The sequence below is a fragment of the Kribbella rubisoli genome (assembly GCF_004217145.1).
GTDB lineage: Bacteria > Actinomycetota > Actinomycetes > Propionibacteriales > Kribbellaceae > Kribbella > Kribbella rubisoli.
Genome location: NZ_SHKR01000011.1, coordinates 2264699 through 2279949, shown reverse-complemented (window position 1 = coordinate 2279949; position 15251 = coordinate 2264699). Strand labels below are relative to the sequence as shown.

17 protein-coding genes and 2 tRNA genes are annotated in these 15251 nt (G+C 66.9%); 8 read left to right on the top strand and 11 right to left on the bottom strand.

Annotation, left to right across the window (positions count from 1 at the left end; genetic code table 11):
- Positions 1–14: 14 nt before the first annotated feature.
- The 5 genes from EV645_RS14025 to EV645_RS14015 all read left to right on the top strand — a co-directional run bounded on the left by EV645_RS14025 (position 15) and on the right by EV645_RS14015 (position 2339).
- Positions 15–482, top strand: coding sequence for an NUDIX hydrolase (locus EV645_RS14025; RefSeq protein ID WP_130443346.1), 468 nt, complete (start codon positions 15–17; stop codon positions 480–482).
- Between the two features lie 13 nt (positions 483–495).
- Entirely contained in the window at positions 496–1041 is a 546-nt protein-coding gene (locus EV645_RS14020) for a dihydrofolate reductase family protein (protein WP_130443343.1), read from the top strand.
- A gap of 174 nt (positions 1042–1215) precedes the next feature.
- Positions 1216–1749, top strand: a complete 534-nt coding sequence (locus EV645_RS43355; RefSeq protein WP_422386626.1) for a nucleotidyltransferase domain-containing protein — start codon at positions 1216–1218, stop codon at positions 1747–1749.
- Entirely contained in the window at positions 1706–1858 is a 153-nt protein-coding gene (locus EV645_RS41850) for a hypothetical protein (RefSeq protein ID WP_157997061.1), read from the top strand. The genes EV645_RS43355 and EV645_RS41850 overlap by 44 nt, the downstream gene beginning before the upstream one ends.
- Before the next feature lie 106 nt (positions 1859–1964).
- Positions 1965–2339 (top strand): YciI family protein, encoded by a 375-nt coding sequence (locus EV645_RS14015; protein WP_130443341.1) that lies wholly within the window; start codon positions 1965–1967, stop codon positions 2337–2339.
- A gap of 3 nt (positions 2340–2342) precedes the next feature.
- On the opposite strand, the gene EV645_RS14010 is transcribed toward EV645_RS14015, so the two are convergent.
- The 7 genes from EV645_RS14010 to gyrB form a co-directional block, all read right to left on the bottom strand.
- On the bottom strand, positions 2343–2981 hold the full coding sequence (locus EV645_RS14010; RefSeq protein WP_130443339.1) for a ribonuclease FAU-1 family protein: 639 nt from the start codon (positions 2979–2981) through the stop codon (positions 2343–2345).
- A gap of 31 nt (positions 2982–3012) precedes the next feature.
- Positions 3013–3088: transfer RNA gene (locus EV645_RS14005), tRNA-Ala, on the bottom strand.
- Positions 3089–3098: 10 nt separating this feature from the next.
- Positions 3099–3230 (bottom strand): DLW-39 family protein, encoded by a 132-nt coding sequence (locus EV645_RS42690; protein WP_242000376.1) that lies wholly within the window; start codon positions 3228–3230, stop codon positions 3099–3101.
- A gap of 55 nt (positions 3231–3285) precedes the next feature.
- Positions 3286–3359, bottom strand: a tRNA-Ile gene (locus EV645_RS14000).
- Positions 3360–3456: 97 nt separating this feature from the next.
- Positions 3457–3960, bottom strand: a complete 504-nt coding sequence (locus EV645_RS42685; RefSeq protein ID WP_157997060.1) for a DUF3566 domain-containing protein — start codon at positions 3958–3960, stop codon at positions 3457–3459.
- A 359-nt stretch (positions 3961–4319) separates the two neighbouring features.
- Positions 4320–6914, bottom strand: a complete 2595-nt coding sequence (gene gyrA, locus EV645_RS13990) for a DNA gyrase subunit A (RefSeq protein ID WP_422386625.1) — start codon at positions 6912–6914, stop codon at positions 4320–4322.
- 108 nt (positions 6915–7022) lie between these two features.
- Complete coding sequence (gene gyrB, locus EV645_RS13985; RefSeq protein WP_422386622.1) at positions 7023–9083, bottom strand: DNA topoisomerase (ATP-hydrolyzing) subunit B; 2061 nt, start codon at positions 9081–9083, stop codon at positions 7023–7025.
- A gap of 365 nt (positions 9084–9448) precedes the next feature.
- On the opposite strand from gyrB, the gene EV645_RS13980 reads away from it, so the two are divergent.
- The 3 genes from EV645_RS13980 to EV645_RS13970 are packed head-to-tail and all read left to right on the top strand — an operon-like array spanning position 9449 to position 11243.
- Complete coding sequence (locus EV645_RS13980; protein WP_130443331.1) at positions 9449–10087, top strand: hypothetical protein; 639 nt, start codon at positions 9449–9451, stop codon at positions 10085–10087.
- Positions 10084–10689, top strand: a complete 606-nt coding sequence (locus tag EV645_RS13975; RefSeq protein WP_130443329.1) for a hypothetical protein — start codon at positions 10084–10086, stop codon at positions 10687–10689. Before EV645_RS13980 ends, EV645_RS13975 begins: the two co-directional genes overlap by 4 nt.
- Positions 10686–11243, top strand: coding sequence for a hypothetical protein (locus tag EV645_RS13970; RefSeq protein WP_130443327.1), 558 nt, complete (start codon positions 10686–10688; stop codon positions 11241–11243). The genes EV645_RS13975 and EV645_RS13970 overlap by 4 nt, the downstream gene beginning before the upstream one ends.
- Here the strand turns inward: EV645_RS13970 and EV645_RS13965 are convergent.
- Genes EV645_RS13965 through gnd form a run of 4 tightly spaced genes read right to left on the bottom strand, consistent with a single transcriptional unit; the run spans position 11233 to position 15236 of the window.
- The gene (locus tag EV645_RS13965; protein ID WP_130443325.1) at positions 11233–12579 is read right to left on the bottom strand and encodes a hypothetical protein; all 1347 of its coding nucleotides are present in this window, start codon (positions 12577–12579) and stop codon (positions 11233–11235) included. The two genes, EV645_RS13970 and EV645_RS13965, sit on opposite strands and share 11 nt — an antisense overlap.
- Positions 12580–12627: 48 nt before the next feature.
- Positions 12628–13179: a DciA family protein gene (locus EV645_RS13960; RefSeq protein WP_130443323.1), complete on the bottom strand. Its 552-nt coding sequence runs from the start codon at positions 13177–13179 to the stop codon at positions 12628–12630.
- On the bottom strand, positions 13172–14311 hold the full coding sequence (recF, locus tag EV645_RS13955; protein ID WP_130443321.1) for a DNA replication/repair protein RecF: 1140 nt from the start codon (positions 14309–14311) through the stop codon (positions 13172–13174). The genes EV645_RS13960 and recF overlap by 8 nt, the downstream gene beginning before the upstream one ends.
- A 1-nt stretch (position 14312) precedes the next feature.
- Positions 14313–15236, bottom strand: coding sequence for a phosphogluconate dehydrogenase (NAD(+)-dependent, decarboxylating) (gnd, locus tag EV645_RS13950; protein ID WP_130443319.1), 924 nt, complete (start codon positions 15234–15236; stop codon positions 14313–14315).
- Positions 15237–15251 lie beyond the last annotated feature (15 nt).

Below are 15251 nucleotides of genomic sequence, written 5' to 3'. Positions count from 1 at the left end.
AATACTCGGCGGCCATGTATGAGCTTCCGGTCGAGAACACCGACGGATCGGTGCTGATCAGCTTCGATCGACTCCGCGAAGACCAGCTCGGCAGCCTGGATTCGTCCGTGCCGCTGACCGCGTCTCTTGTCGTGCTCTGGTGTGATCGCGAGTGCCTGATGGTCTTCAATCGGTACCGCCAGGCGTGGGAGCTCCCCGGCGGCATGCTCGATCCGGGCGAGTCCCCGCGCGAAGCCGCCGTACGCGAACTCGCAGAAGAGAGCGGCCAGCGGGCGGACTCTCTCGATCTCGCCGGGGTCGCGAAGATCCGGGTCGCACCCGACGACCGACTCGAGTACCTCGCGATCTACCGCGGCCAACTCGACTCGCCACAACCCTTCACACCGAACGACGAGATGTCGGAGGCCGTGTGGTGGAACCCGACCGCGCCGCTGACCGACCTGTTCCCGATCGACGCCGCACTCGCATACCTCTGCCCCTAGAAGGAGAACCACAATGCCCCCTGCGCGGAAAGTTGTCGGCGGCTACTTCTTGTCGCTCGATGGGGTTGCTGAGGCTCCGGATCAGTTCCTCAGCGGATGGGACGACGAGACGGATGCCAGCGGCAAGAGGCTCATCGAGACGCAGGACGTGGTCATCCTCGGGCGCCGCACGTACGACGAATGGGCCGGCTTCTGGCCGACCAGCGACATCGAGCCCTTCGCTTCCTTCATCAACGCCACCCCCAAGTACGTCGCAACGTCGACACCGCTCGAGGCCGAATGGGCCAACTCGCAGCCCATCGAAGGCGACCTCGTCGACTTCGTCCGCAACCTGAAGTCCCAGCCTGGCGGCGACATCGGCCTCCACGGCAGCATCTCCCTCACCCGAGCCCTACTCACAGCCGGCCTCGTCGACGAACTAAGACTCACAGTCATCCCAACAATCGCCGGCACCGGCCAACAACTCCTATCGGGCCTACCCGCCATCCGCCTACAAACCCTCCACTCCACCAACACCCCCACCGGCCACCTCCTCGTCAACTACCGAGTCATCCACTAACCCGACCGCGATGACAAAGCTGGAGACGTTCATCGTCACCGCCGCGCTGCCCGACAACCCACTGCGCACCACCCGAAAGTCGCGCTAGGGTGCGGCGAGCGTCAGAGCACAAGGGGAGGTGGTTCACATGCGTCGTTCATGCGCGGTGCCGCCTCGCTGGTTTAACCGGCGGCTCTGACCCTCCCGGGGCTCACCGCATCGATCCCATGCGAGGAGTCCTCTCTTGAGTTCAGTCGACAAATCCGATGCACTCAGCGCGGTGCGTGCCTGTTCCATGACTATCCCTGTCGCTACTGGATAGCTGGGGGTTGGGCGCTCGATCTGTTCGCCGATCGGGTCCGACGGCCGCACGACGATGTTGACGCTTTGGTCCTGGCGCGAGATCTCGACCAAGTCGCCAAGACCTTCACCAGGCCGCGACCGTCGGTCCAGAATCCTGAGACAGGTGACCGTCGGCCATGGGCACCCGGAGAGCAGCTCGCGCCCGGACCCAACGCGCTGGTCTTTCCTGACGGCATGCATCCTTGTCCGCTTCAGATCCTGCTCGCCGCGTCCGACGCCGACCAGTGGGTCTACCACAGGGGCCGCGGCACTATCCGGAAGCCTCTCGACGAGATCACGCTCAGATCGCCTGACGGCCTGGCCGTACCTCGCTCCGGAGATCGTGCTGCTGTTCAAGTCTCGTGGTGGCCGGCCGAAGGACAATGACGACTTCGCCGATGTCGCTGAGCTGCTCGACGCCGAACGTCGCCGATGGCTTTTCGATCGCATCGCACCGCGCTATCCCGAGCATCCGTGGCTGCCAGACCTCCGCTGAGCTAGCTGTGAGGATTTCTATTGGCATAGCGTCGGATTTGGGGGGCGCTGTTCGTAGAAGAGGCGAGAGGTGGTCGGTTGGGCCGCCGGGACATGGGAGTTGTGGGATGACGGAGTACTTGATCTCGTTCAATGAGGGCGCGATGGACCACATTCCCGCCGAGGACTGGCCCGACGTGGGCAAGGCGTCGCATGAGGTGGTTCGGGAGGCTGTGAACGCCGGCGTGTGGGTGTACGGCGGTGGGCTCGAACGGCAGCGGGCGAGCATCGTGGACACGGACGGGTTGATCACCGACGGCCCCTACCCGGAGACCAAGGAGGTCGTCGGCGGCTTCTCCGTCGTCAACGTGGCCACCCGCGAGGAAGCGCTGAAGTGGGCCGCCAAGATCGCCGTCGCCTGCCGCTGCGCCCAAGAGGTCCGCGAACTCATGCCCGACGACGAGACCGACGAGATGCTCCGCGAGGCCGCCAAGCGGGGCTAACGATCAGCGGGACGCCACCTCGCCGTCCCAGTACGGGGGCAGGTCGGCCGGTTCCCACGACGGGTCGGGACGGAAATCCGTGTACCGGCCGTCGAACGGGAACCGGCCGGCCTCGATGTCACCGGTGATGCGCTCGCCGGCGGCGCGGATGCGGTCTGCCTCGGCTGCCGTCCAGTACGCCGGATGATCGATGCGCTCGGCCAGCTCGTCCTCGTCTTTCAGCGACCAGCTGCCATCGGGCGCGACCAGGATGTCGAGCGCGTGATCGAGGATGTCGGTGCCGGCCGACCAGCGGCGTACCGGGGACTCCAGGTTCACGTACCAGCCCTCGAACCGCATCTCCAGGTCGAAGAACCACCACACCGAATGGTCGGCCTCGGGTTCGGTGCGGATCAGCACGTGCCGGCCTTCCCAGTGCCGCGGCCAGAGCATGGACGGCGTACGGTCGCGCTCCGCCAGCGACATCTTCCGGATCAACGCGCCGTCCCGGGTGCCGCGCAGCATGCAGTCCGATCCGGACGCAGTCCAGGTGAGCAGCGCCTCCGCGTCGTCGCGCACGACCCGCGTGGTCTGCACCGCGGCGATCATCCCGTTCAGGTGAACGTCGCGGCGGGCGATCGACCGACCAGGAGCGAAGATCATCGAGCCAGGGTACGGCCCGGGGAGATGTGTTTGGTGGAGACGAGGGGACTTGAACCCCTAACCCCTGCCTTGCAAAGGCAGTGCTCTGCCAGTTGAGCTACGCCCCCGTGAGGGTGGTCAGCGACCCGGGGCTACCGAGTCGACGGCCTCGGCCCAGAGGTCCTTGTCAGCGCGGGACTGCTGGGTCTTCTTGTAGGCGAAGTATCCACCGATGCCGGCCAGCAGCACCAGCAGGAGCTTCTTCAGCACTGGGACTCCTCGGGAATCGGGGCCAAGAAAAACAACACTTCAACATACGTGAGGGTGGGCCTAACTGGACTTGAACCAGTGACCTCTGCCTTATCAGGGCAGCGCTCTAACCGTCTGAGCTATAGGCCCGCGTACTGCGGTGTCGAACCCGGGAGAGATTACCGCACCAAGTGCCCTACTCCCAAACCGGTTCCGGCCGGGCCCGACCAGGGCCCGGCCGGAGAAATCAGTCCTCCGACGCCAGCGTGACTTCGAGGCCGCCGAGCAGCGTGGCAGCGATGTTGTAGAGGAAGGATCCGAGCGTCGCGAGCGCCGTGATGATGAGCACGTCGGCGCAGGCCAGCAGCGTCGTGAAGCCCATCACCTTGCCGGTGTTGATGTAGTTCTCGACCCGGAACGGCTCGGCGGTCGGCGTACCCAGGACCTCTTGGACGGTGCTGTTGATGTTGTCGAAAACACCCGCGGCACCGATCGCGGACCAGATGATGAAGACCGCGACCCAGGTGACGATGCCGAAGGCGATCGACAGCAGGAACGCCGTCTTCATCACCGACCACGGATCGATCCGGGACATCCGCAGCCGCGCCTTGCGGGTCTGTGGCCGGCTTGAGGCCTTGGCGTCCTTCTCGGCGAGCCGCGTCTGCCTGGCCTCTTCCCGGTCGTTCTTGTCCGGCTTGGCCGCGGTCACGGCGGCGGCCTTGTCGAGCACCGCCTGACGCGCAGCGCTCACCCGGTCACCGAAAGACTCGGTCTTCGCCGCCGGACCCTCGTACGGCGAGCCGGCCGCGGGGGGCGTCGTACCTGGCGGAGACCACGGGTCCGGCCGGCCCGGGGTGCTGGGAGCTGGCTGCTGGGGACGTGCCGGCGCGCCGGTGCCGGGAGTGGCCGGCCGCGGCTGCGGGCGGTACTCGGACGAGGACGGACGCTGACCGTTCTGAGTCCTCGGCTGGCCGCCCGGCACACCGTTGGAACGACCGTTGGAGGCCGGGTTGGCCGGGGCGGCAGACGGCTTCCCACCCGGCGCAGTGCGCTGGGATTTGGAGCTGTCGGCCGCACCTTCAGGCCATGTCGGCCTCGCGCGGTTGGTCATCAGTCACCCTCCTGGCCGGCTTCGTCGTCTTCGACGGTAGCCGCGCCGTCCACGTCCGTCGAACGTTCGTCATCATTCTGGACGCTCTCAGAGGTGGATTCGGTTGTCGATCCGTCCACATTCTGGGCACCAATTGCCTCAGTACCCTCTTCCGCGGCCTCGGATTCCTCGACCTCGACCGTCAGATCGGTGTTCCGGGCGATCGCGACCACCGCGTCGGACTCGCCGACCCCGGCGAACCGAACGCCCATCGTGTCGCGGCCCTTGACCGGCACACTGTCCACCCGGCTGCGGACGACCTGGCCGCTGGCCTTGATCGCCAGCACCTGGTCCTCGTCGACGACGATGATCGCGCCGACCAGCGAACCGCGCTCGTCGTTCAGCTTCACCGCCTTGATGCCCAGACCGCCGCGACCCTGCTGCCGGTACTCCGACACGCGCGAGCGCTTCGCGTACCCGGCGTCGGTCACCGTGAAGACGAACTGCGCGTCCTCCTCGGACCCTGCCCGGATCACCGACATCGACAGCAGTTCGTCGCCGGAGCGGAATTTCATGCCTGTGACGCCGGAGGTGGCCCGGCCCATCGGCCGCAACTGCTCGTCGTTCGCGGTGAAGCGGATCGACTGACCCTTGCGGGACACGAGCAGCAGGTCGTCCTCGGCGGTGGCCAGGTCGGCGCCGATCAGCTCGTCGTCCTCCTCGCGGAAGTTGACCGCGATGATGCCGCTCTGCCGCGCCGAGTCGTAGTCGCGCAGCGCTGTCTTCTTGACCAGGCCCTTCTTGGTCGCCAGCACCAGGTAGTCGGACTGGTCGTAGTCGCGCAGCGTCAGAACCTGCGCGATCTCCTCGTCCGGCTGGAACGACAGCAGACCGGCGACATGCGAACCCTTGGCGTCCCGAGCCGACTCGGGCAGCTGCCACACCTTGGCCCGGTAGACCCGGCCCTTGGTGGTGAAGAACAGCATCCAGTGGTGGTTCGTGGTGGCGAAGAAGTGGTTGATCTCGTCCTCGGCCCGCAGTGCGGCGCCGCGGACGCCCTTGCCGCCGCGGTTCTGGGTCCGATACAGGTCGGTCTTGGTCCGCTTCGCGTAGCCGCCACGGGAGATCGTGACGACGACCTCCTCGTCCGGCACGAGGTCCTGCACGGACAGGTCGCCGTCGGCCGCGATGATCTCGGTACGCCGCTCGTCGCCGTACCGCTCGACGATCTCGCTGAGCTCGTCCTTGACGATCGTGCGCTGCCGCTCGGGGCTGGCCAGGATGTCCTCGAGGTCGGCGATGATCGCCTCGAGCTCCTGCAACCGCTCGATGATCTTCTGCCGCTCCAGGGCGGCCAGCCGGCGCAGCTGCATGTCGAGGATGGCCTGTGCCTGGATCTCGTCGATGTCGAGCAGTTGCATCAGGCCGGTGCGGGCCTCTTCGACGTCGGGGCTGCGCCGGATCAGCGCGATGACCTCGTCGAGCGCGTCCAGCGCCTTCACGTACCCGCGGTAGATGTGCGCGTTCTTCTCGGCCTCGCGCAGACGGAAGCGGGTCCGCCGCTGGATGACCTCGATCTGGTGGTCGATCCAGTGCTTGATGAACAGGTCCACACTCAGCGTCCGCGGTACGCCGTCCACGAGCGCGAGCATGTTGCAGCCGAAGGTGTCCTGCAGCTGCGTGTGCTTGTAGAGGTTGTTCAGTACGACGCGGGGCTGCGCGTCACGCTTCAGTACGACGACCAGCCGCTGACCGGTCCGGGACGAGCTGTCGTCGCGGATGTCGGCGATGCCGTTCATCTTGCCGGTGTTGACCAGCTCGGCGATCTTCAGCGCCAGGTTGTCCGGGTTGACCATGTACGGCAGTTCGGTGATGACCAGGCTGGTCCGGCCCTTGGCGTCTTCCTCGATGTCGACGACCGCGCGCATCGTGACCGAGCCACGGCCGGTGCGGTACGCGTCGTCGATGCCCTTGTAGCCGACGATCAGCGCGCCGTTCGGGAAGTCCGGGCCCTTGATGTTCTGCAGACAGGCGTCGAGCAGTTCCTCCCGGGTCGCCTCCGGGTGTTCCAGCGCCCAGTCGACCGCGGCCGCGACCTCGCGCAGGTTGTGCGGCGGGATGTTCGTCGCCATACCGACCGCGATCCCGGACGAGCCGTTGACCAGCAGGTTCGGGAAGCGGGCCGGCAGGATCACCGGCTCCTGCGACTTGCCGTCGTAGTTGGGCCGGAAGTCGACCGTGTCCTGGTCGATGTCGCGGACCATCTCCATCGCCAGCGGCGCCATCCGGCACTCGGTGTACCGCATCGCGGCCGCCGGGTCGTTGCCGGGAGAACCGAAGTTGCCCTGGCCCTGGATCAGCGGCGCCCGCATCACCCACGGCTGCGCCAGCCGGACCAGGGTGTCGTAGATCGCCGAGTCGCCGTGCGGGTGGTACTGACCCATCACGTCACCGACGACGCGGGAGCACTTGTTGAAGCCACGGTCCGGCCGGTAGCCGCCGTCGTACATCGCGTAGAGGATGCGGCGGTGCACCGGCTTGAGGCCGTCGCGGACCTCGGGCAGCGCGCGGCCGACGATCACGGCCATTGCATAGTCGAGGTACGACTGCTGCATCTCGGTCTGCAGGTCGAGCGGCTCGACCCGGTCGTGTCCCGGCGAGGTGGGGGTCTCGGTCATGAAAAAGTCCCGTTCAGATCAGTACGTCGGTGAGCAGCAGCGAGATCAGATGTCGAGGAAGCGGACGTCCTTGGCGTTGCGCTGGATGAAACTGCGCCGCGCCTCGATGTCGTCGCCCATCAGCGTCTGGAACGTCTCGTCCGCGCGGATCGCGTCGTCGAGCGTGATCTGCAGCAGCACGCGGTTGGCCGGGTCCATGGTGGTGTCCCACAGCTCGTTCGCGTTCATCTCGCCCAGACCCTTGTAGCGCTGGATCGGGTTCTCCTTGGGCAGCTTCTTGCCCGCCTCGTATCCGGCCTCGAGCAGGCCGTCCCGCTCGCGGTCGGTGTAGGCCAGCTCGTCCGGCTGGTTGCTCCAGCGGATCTTGTACAGCGGCGGCTGCGCGGCGTACACGTGACCGCGCTCGATCAGCGGCCGCATGAACCGGAACAGCAGCGTCAGCAGCAGGGTCCGGATGTGCTGGCCGTCGACATCGGCGTCGGCCATGATCACGATCTTGTGGTACCGGAGTTTCTCCTCGTCGAAGTCCTCGTGGATACCGGTGCCGAGCGCGGAGATGATCGCCAGCACTTCGTTGTTCTGCAGCACTCGGTCGATCCGGGCCTTCTCGACGTTCAGGATCTTGCCCCGGATCGGAAGGATGGCCTGGAACTTCGGGTCCCGGCCGCCCTTCGCGGAGCCACCGGCCGAGTCACCCTCGACGATGTAGACCTCGCACTCCTCGGGGTTGGTCGACTGGCAGTCGGCCAGCTTGCCCGGCAGACCGCCGCCGCCGAGCAGGCCCTTGCGGTTGCGGGCCAGGTCGCGGGCCTTGCGGGCCGCGATCCGGGCGCTCGCCGCGGCGGACGCCTTGCGGATGATCTCGCGGCCCTCGGCCGGGTTCTGCTCGAACCAGGCGCCGAGCTTGTCGTTGACGACGCGCTGGACGAAACCCTTGACCTCGGTGTTGCCGAGCTTGGTCTTGGTCTGGCCCTCGAACTGCGGCTCGGCGAGCTTGACCGAGATGATCGCGGTCAGGCCCTCCCGGATGTCGTCACCGGTGAGCCGGTCCTCCTTCTTCTTGATCATGCCCTGGTCCTCGCCGAACGAGTTGACCAGCGAGGTCAGCGCGGCCCGGAAGCCTTCCTCGTGGGTGCCGCCCTCATGGGTGTTGATCGCGTTCGCGAAGGTGTGCACGGACTCCTGGAACGATCCGCTCCACTGCAGCGCGACCTCGAGGCTCATCGTGTTCTCCGCGGTGGCCGCCTCGAACGAGATCACGTCGCGGTGCACGGTCTCGCGGATGCCGGTCAGGTACTTCACGTAGTCGACCAGGCCGTCGTCGTACCGGAAGGACTGCTCGAGCGGCTTGCCGTCCTCGTCGAAGTGGTCCGGACGCTCGTCCCGGATGACCAGCTCGAGGCCCTTGTTCAGGAAGGCGTACTCGCGGAAGCGGGTCGCCAGCGTCTCGTAGGAGTACGTCGTGGTCTCGAAGACGTCCTCGCTGGCCCAGAACGTGATCGTCGTACCGTTCGAGGTCGAGGTGCCGATCTCGGCCAGGTCGGCGTCCGGGACGCCATTGGTGAAGGTCTGGGTGTAGAGCTTGCCCTTGAGCTTGACGTCGACCTGGAGCTTGGTGGACAGCGCGTTGACCACGGAGACACCGACGCCGTGCAGACCGCCGGACACCTTGTAACCGCCGCCGCCGAACTTGCCGCCGGCGTGCAGAACGGTCAGTACGACGGTGACGGCCGGCTTGCCCTCGGACTCGACGATGTCGACCGGGATACCGCGGCCGTTGTCCTCGACGCGGACACCGCCGTCGGCCAGCAGCGTGACGACGATGCGGTCGCCGAACCCGGCCATCGCCTCGTCGACCGCGTTGTCGACCACCTCGGTGACGAGATGGTGCAGGCCGCGCTCGCCGGTGGACCCGATGTACATACCCGGGCGCTTGCGGACCGCGTCCAGTCCCTCCAGGACCTGGATCGCGCTCGCGTCGTACTCACGCTCGACGACGTTCGACGGGATCGCGTCGAGCATCGCGGGGAGTTCCTCGCTGGGTGCGGGGATGCCGATGGGGTCGGCGGACTGGTTGGCGTCGATCTCGATCGGCTCGTCGGTCACCGGTGGTTGTCCTCCTCGGACCCCGCGTTCGCGAGGCATCGCGGCACAGTAGAGCCGCCCTCTACGGTGGTAGTAGAGGCGCGGCTCGCCCTACGTCGTCCATTCTACCTGTCGACCGAAGCAGAACCTGCCACCAGCCGCCCGAAACTCGCATCAGGGCGTCTTTTCTCCCTCATCTCCATGTCCCCTCTCGCGGGTGGGGGTCAGAAAAGCGCTCACGGCCGCTCAGTGGCCTTCGGGCGTTTCGCGACTGACCGTTCCGGCACCGACCGGTCCAGACCGCTTGAGCCGCTCCGGACCGGGGTCCGGCATCCCGTGGACAAGCGGTGCCTGGCGCGCACCCACGGCCCCTTAGGATCGCTGCCGTGGAAAGTCTCGACGAGGTCATCGATGCGATGATCGCCGACCGGGTGATTCACCGGCACCGGCGAATCTGGCTGCTGGTGATCGCCCTCGTCGTGGTTGCGGTCCTGGTAGTACTGGCCACCGGCGGCTGGAAAGAGAAGAAGGGCCGCACGGTCCCGACCCTGACCGCGCCGACCACGGTGACAGCCGGCCGCTTCGAGTACAGCTTCACCAAGGCCGAGATCGTCCAGACGCCGAAGACGGAGTACGACGAGGCCGAGTCGAAGCTGAAGGTCTACTTCGACGCGAAGAACGTCGACACCGAGGAGCACGAGAGCGTCAGCATCGACAGCCAACTGATGCTGTTCGTGCCGGGCCACGGCGAGGAGAACGTGGAGTCGGACGGCGCCAGCTGCCACGACGACAAGATCGGCTGGGTCCTCGTTTACGGGCTGCCGCCGGAGAGTTGCAGTATGACGTTCAAGGTCGCGCCCGACTTCAAGGCCGACGTCGTCGAGATCGGCGTTCTGCAGGAGCACTACGAGTCCGACAACGAAGCCCTCGGCGCGAACGACAAGCCGTACTGGCACAACGAGGACGCGGCCGCGGTCGTCCGGCTCTCGCCGAAGGTCGTCATCGACGCCGGGGAGAACAAGTGAAGCTCTACCGCCCCGCGACGATCCTCGTCGGTGTGCTGTTCGTGCTGATCGGCGGACTGACCCGGCTGGCAACCCCTGATCAGGTGTACGACGAGCAGAACATCAAGGTCGTGCACGGCACGATCGGCGAACCGCTCGACTACGAAGGCACCGGATCGACGGTGAAGGTGACCCGGATCAAGTTCGCCCGTTCGGTGCTCGACAGCTCGGACAGCGACGGCAAGAAGCCGTTGGAGACCAACGGCATCTACGTCGCGATCGAGTGGGACGCGATCCGCGGCGATCGCAAGCCGGACCTGACGAATGCGACCCTGCAGGCCGACGGCGGCAGCGTTTACCAGCCGGTCGAGGGCCTCAGCCACAGCGGGCTCGACTTCCCGGACGCCGGCTACGCGAAGACCGGCACGGTCGTCTTCGAGATCAACCCGGCCGACATGAAAGGTCTGACGCTGGAACTCCGCCCGACCATGCTCTTCAACGTCTACAACTCCGACATCACGGTCGATCTCGGAATACCGACCGAGGCGATCGCCCAGCAGATGGTCGACGGCGCGGTTGCGCAGTACATCGTCGAGGACGCGGTCACCCGGGTGGCGTCATGAGGATCGCGAGCAAGGCCTCCCGTGTCGCCGTTCAGGTCGGGCTGCTGGTGGCGCTGGTCGCCGCCGGCACGTTCGTGATGCTGCGGCCCTATCTGAGCGACGACGAGCGGATCTTCGACGAGGGCCGGATCAACAAGGTCATCAGCCAGGGTCCGGTCACGGTCGGGCACGTCGAGTGGAAGCTCGACTCGCTGAAGGCGTACACCGCGATCCTCGACAAGGACGGCGAGAAGATCAGCATGGGCGAGCCCGCCGGCTCGATCATCATCGTGGCCACGATGACGGTGACACCGCGCCCGGGTGTCTTCCTGAAGGACCGCGGGTTCACCTGCGACGCGCTGCTGCGGGACGACCGCGGCAACACGTGGGACACCGAGCAGCCGTTCGACTACCCGCTGCCGACGTACTGCGGTGACGACGACCACCCGTTCACGATGGACAAGCCCGCTCAGGTCGCGAAGGTGTACCTCGTGCCGAAGTCCGCCGTACCGCATCTGACCGGCGTTACCGTCGAGCAGCTCGACGAACGTATGCGGGTCCTGATCACACCCTGACAGGAGCAGGCTGTTCGGCCTTCGGCTCGGCCTTGGCCTTGGCGGCCGCAGCAGCCTCGGACCGGCGCTGGGTACCGACCGAGATGCACAGGTCGAAGGCCGCAGCCAGCAGCGCGATCCGCAACGGCTCGAAGACGATGCTCCTGATCAGGTCGGCGATCTCGAAGTTCATCAGGCCCCAGTACTGGCCGTGGATGCCGATCAGCCGCTGGACCGCGACGAAGGCCCAGTCGTTGCCGAGCAGCCAGAACGTGTAGACCATGCAGACCACGCCCAGGAACACCGGTCCGACCCGGACCACCAGCCGGAACGCGTTGATCGCCGGGTAGAACTTCTCGCGCAGACCGCCGAGCACCAGGTCGGGCGCCCTGTACGTCAGCTCGACGAACCGGCCTCGCTGCGGCGCCTCCGGCTGTTCGCCCTGCCCGCCGAGGCGGCGTTCCAGCCGAGTGCCGCGGAAGACCCCGCCGCTGGACAGCACGCGGTGGCCGAACACGACCGTGGTGATCGCCAGCCAGGTCAGCGGTTCGGCGACGCCCAGCTTGAACAGCGGCCAGAGCGACTCCCAGAAGAAGCCCCAGAGGAACTCGATACCGGCCGGCAGCGGGATATGGATGCCGGCGAAGAAGTCCTTCAGGCCGCCCCACCAGTCCAACGACCAGTACCAGAAGCTCCGGTCCTTGAACCAGACCTTGCCCTCGGCAATCGCGTACGGCGTGATCACGAACGTGAGCAGCACGAAGAAGGCCTCGGCCCAGACCTGGGCGAACTTCACCGGGCGGCTCGGCCAGCGGTCGTCGACCGCCTGGAGCAGCCGGCGCAGCACCAGCAGGATCACCAGCGCCGGCAGATACCCGTGCCAGGCGTGGATGCCGAGCTTGAAGAACGACGAGCCGGGCTGCGTCCCGTTCTGCACCAGGTAGGTCGCGCTGAGCGAGTTGACCTGTTGGTCGAAGAATCCCCACGCCGACCAGACCGCGACGAGTGGCAGCAGGGTGACGGCCAGCAGTTCCAGCAGACCGCGCTGCGTCGGGTCGGACGTCTCCTCGGACTCGCTGCTCGCCGCGTCCCGCCAGCGGTACAGCGACATCGCACAGGTGCGGATCATGCCCACGGCCGCGGTGATCTGGAGCAGCACACCGACGGCGAACAGACCGGTCCCAAGACTCGAGTGCGCATGCTTGGCCAGCCAGATCGCGCCCTGTACGCAGACCGTGAAGCCGACGAAGCCTGCCACCCACCAGGTGGTCATGGGCAGCAAGTTCTTCCACCAGAGCCGGAAGGTGTCTCCGATCAGGTGGACCATCTCGCGAAAGCCGTCAACGAGCGTGCGCATCGCGCCCGATCCTAGAGCTTGGCCGGGTCGCGGGCACAACCAGTCTCGTTAGCCGTAAGTGTCGCGGGGGCCGCGGCCGCCTCGGACGGTTCGGGGGCCTTTGCGCCAGGAGGGGGTGTGGGGGCCTTGGACGTTGACGCGGGTGACGGTGCCCTCGCCGAGTTCGGTGTTGAGGCGGCGGACGAGGTCGGGGGCGAGGAGTTTGAGTTGGGTGGCCCAGGCTGTGGACGACGTACGGACGGTGAGGACGGTGTCCTCGTACGACTCCGGCTTGCAGTGTTCGGCCATCTCGGGGCCGACGATGGACGGCCAGCGGGCCATCACGCCGTGAACGGCGACGTCGACCTCCCAGCCCTGGTCGCGCATCAGGCGGCCGAGCGTGTTGGTCAGCTTCTGCGGGTCGCGGTCGTCGGGGCGGGCGCTGCTGATCTCGGCGCCGTTGATCCGCGGCCGGCGACGGCGCTTGACCGGCATGATGCCGCCCTTGGCCGCCTGCTGCTTGAGCCGTCCCGCCAGCGACTTCGCCAGATCGAGGCCCTGCTTGTCGTGCTCGACCTCGCTCTCAGGGCCGCTCTCAGAGGAATCCGGGGGTTCAGGCACGCCGAACGACCCCTTCGCCGACGTCGAAGCGCGCACCGCTGAGCTCAGCGGGCACGTCAGCGCCGACGGCAGCGGTCACCAGCACCTGCTCGGCCGGCGCGACCAGCTCGGCCAGCCGGTCCCGGCGCTGGGTGTCGAGCTCGGCGAACACATCGTCGAGGATCAGCACCGGTTCACCCCCGTCCGCACGGAGCAGTTCGTACGACGCCAGCCGCAGCGCGAGCGCGAACGACCAAGACTCACCGTGACTCGCATACCCCTTCGCCGGCAAGTCCCCGAGCCCGAGTACGACGTCATCGCGATGCGGACCCACCAGCGAGACACCGCGCTCGAGCTCATCCCGCCGCTTCTCGTGAACCGCCGCGAGCAGCACCTCGGCCAGCTGCTCGCGCGAAGTCACACCCGGCTCGAGCAGCACCGACGACTTGTACTCCAGTCGCGCATCACCCTTGCCCCGGGCAACAGCGTCGTACGCGCTGGACACCAACGGGCGCAGGGATTCCAGCAGCTCCAACCGCGTCGCAAGTAGCTCGGATCCGACGCGAGCCAGATTCGAGTCCCACACCTCGAGTGTGCGCAGCTGCCCTTCGGCGGCACTCGTCCGGTTCTGCCGGCGCGCCTGTGAGGCACTCCGCAGCAGAGAGTTCCGTTGCTTCAGCACCCGGTCGTAGTCCTGCCGTACGCCGGCCATCCGGGGCGATCGCAGCGTCAGCAACTCGTCCAGGAACCGCCGCCGCTCGGACGGATCGCCCTTCACCAGAGCCAGATCCTCCGGCGCGAACAGCACCGTCCGCAGCAGCCCGAGCACTTCTCGCGGTCGCGGGACCGGCGATCGGTTGATCCGGGCCCGATTTGCCTTCCCAGGATTGATTTCCAGCTCGACGACCACGTCCCGGTCGTACTGGCTGCGGATCTCGGTCCGCACGATCGCACGGGTGGCGCCGGCCCGCACCAGCGGTGCGTCGTTCGCCACCCGGTGCGAACCGAGGGTCGCGGTGTAGTGGATCGCCTCGACCAGGTTGGTCTTGCCGTGGCCGTTCGGCCCGACGAAGGCCGTCACGCCCGGAGTGAGCTCGACCTCCGCCTGCTGGTAGGACCGGAAGTCGAGCAGACCCAGGGCGGTGACGTACACCTCAGTGCTTGATCGGGGGTGTCGCGTACGACGGGTCGGCGGCCTCGGCGCCCTTCACCGCGTGACCGCCGAACTGGTTGCGCATCGCGGCGATCGCCTTCATCGCCGGCGAGTCGTCCTGCCGCGACGAGAACCGGGCGAACAGCGCGGCCGCGATAGCCGGCACCGGTACGGCGAGATCGATCGCGGCCTCGACGGTCCAGCGGCCCTCGCCCGAGTCGTCGGCGTACCCGCGGATCTTCTCCAGGTGGTTGTCGTCCTCGAGCGCGTTCACCAGCAGGTCGAGCAGCCACGACCGGATCACGGTGCCCTCGCGCCAGGACTGGAACGCCTCCGGCACGTTCTCCACGACGTCCGATGCCTCGAGCAGCTCGTAGCCCTCGGCGTACGCCTGCATGATGCCGTACTCGATGCCGTTGTGGACCATCTTCGAGAAGTGGCCCGCGCCGACCTTGCCGGCGTGCACGAAACCGAACTCGCCCTCGGGCTTCAGCGCCTCGAAGATCGGCATCACGGTGTCGACGGTGTCCTTGTCGCCGCCGCACATCAGGGCGTAGCCGTTCTCCAGGCCCCAGACGCCGCCGGACACACCGCAGTCGACGAAGCGGATGTTCTTCTCGGCGAGCTGGGCGGCGCGGCGGGTGTCATCGGTCCAGCGGCTGTTGCCGCCGTCGATCACGATGTCGCCGGGGGAGAGCAGCTCGGCCAGCTCGGTGACGACCGGGTCGATGGCCTGGACCGGCACCATGATCCAGACGACCTTCGGCTGGCCCTCGGCGGTGAGCTTGCCGACCATGTCGGCCAAGTCCTTGGAATCGGAGATGTCCTGGTTGTGATCGAACCCGACCACGGTGTGGCCGGCGTTACGAATCCGCTGGCGCATGTTGCCGCCCATCTTGCCGAGACCGACAAGGCCGAGCTCCATCTGAATCCCCTTGTT

What these genes read in the sequence shown, in the direction of transcription:
- gyrA (WP_422386625.1), bottom strand. Translation starts at nt 6,914, where the DNA reads ATGCAGCAGTCGTACCTCGACTATGCAATGGCCGTGATCGTCGGCCGC.
- EV645_RS14020 (WP_130443343.1), top strand. Translation starts at nt 496, where the DNA reads ATGCCCCCTGCGCGGAAAGTTGTCGGCGGCTACTTCTTGTCGCTCGAT.
- EV645_RS14010 (WP_130443339.1), bottom strand. Translation starts at nt 2,981, where the DNA reads ATGATCTTCGCTCCTGGTCGGTCGATCGCCCGCCGCGACGTTCACCTG.
- EV645_RS13970 (WP_130443327.1), top strand. Translation starts at nt 10,686, where the DNA reads ATGAGGATCGCGAGCAAGGCCTCCCGTGTCGCCGTTCAGGTCGGGCTG.
- EV645_RS13965 (WP_130443325.1), bottom strand. Translation starts at nt 12,579, where the DNA reads ATGCGCACGCTCGTTGACGGCTTTCGCGAGATGGTCCACCTGATCGGA.
- EV645_RS14015 (WP_130443341.1), top strand. Translation starts at nt 1,965, where the DNA reads ATGACGGAGTACTTGATCTCGTTCAATGAGGGCGCGATGGACCACATT.
- EV645_RS14025 (WP_130443346.1), top strand. Translation starts at nt 15, where the DNA reads ATGTATGAGCTTCCGGTCGAGAACACCGACGGATCGGTGCTGATCAGC.
- gnd (WP_130443319.1), bottom strand. Translation starts at nt 15,236, where the DNA reads ATGGAGCTCGGCCTTGTCGGTCTCGGCAAGATGGGCGGCAACATGCGC.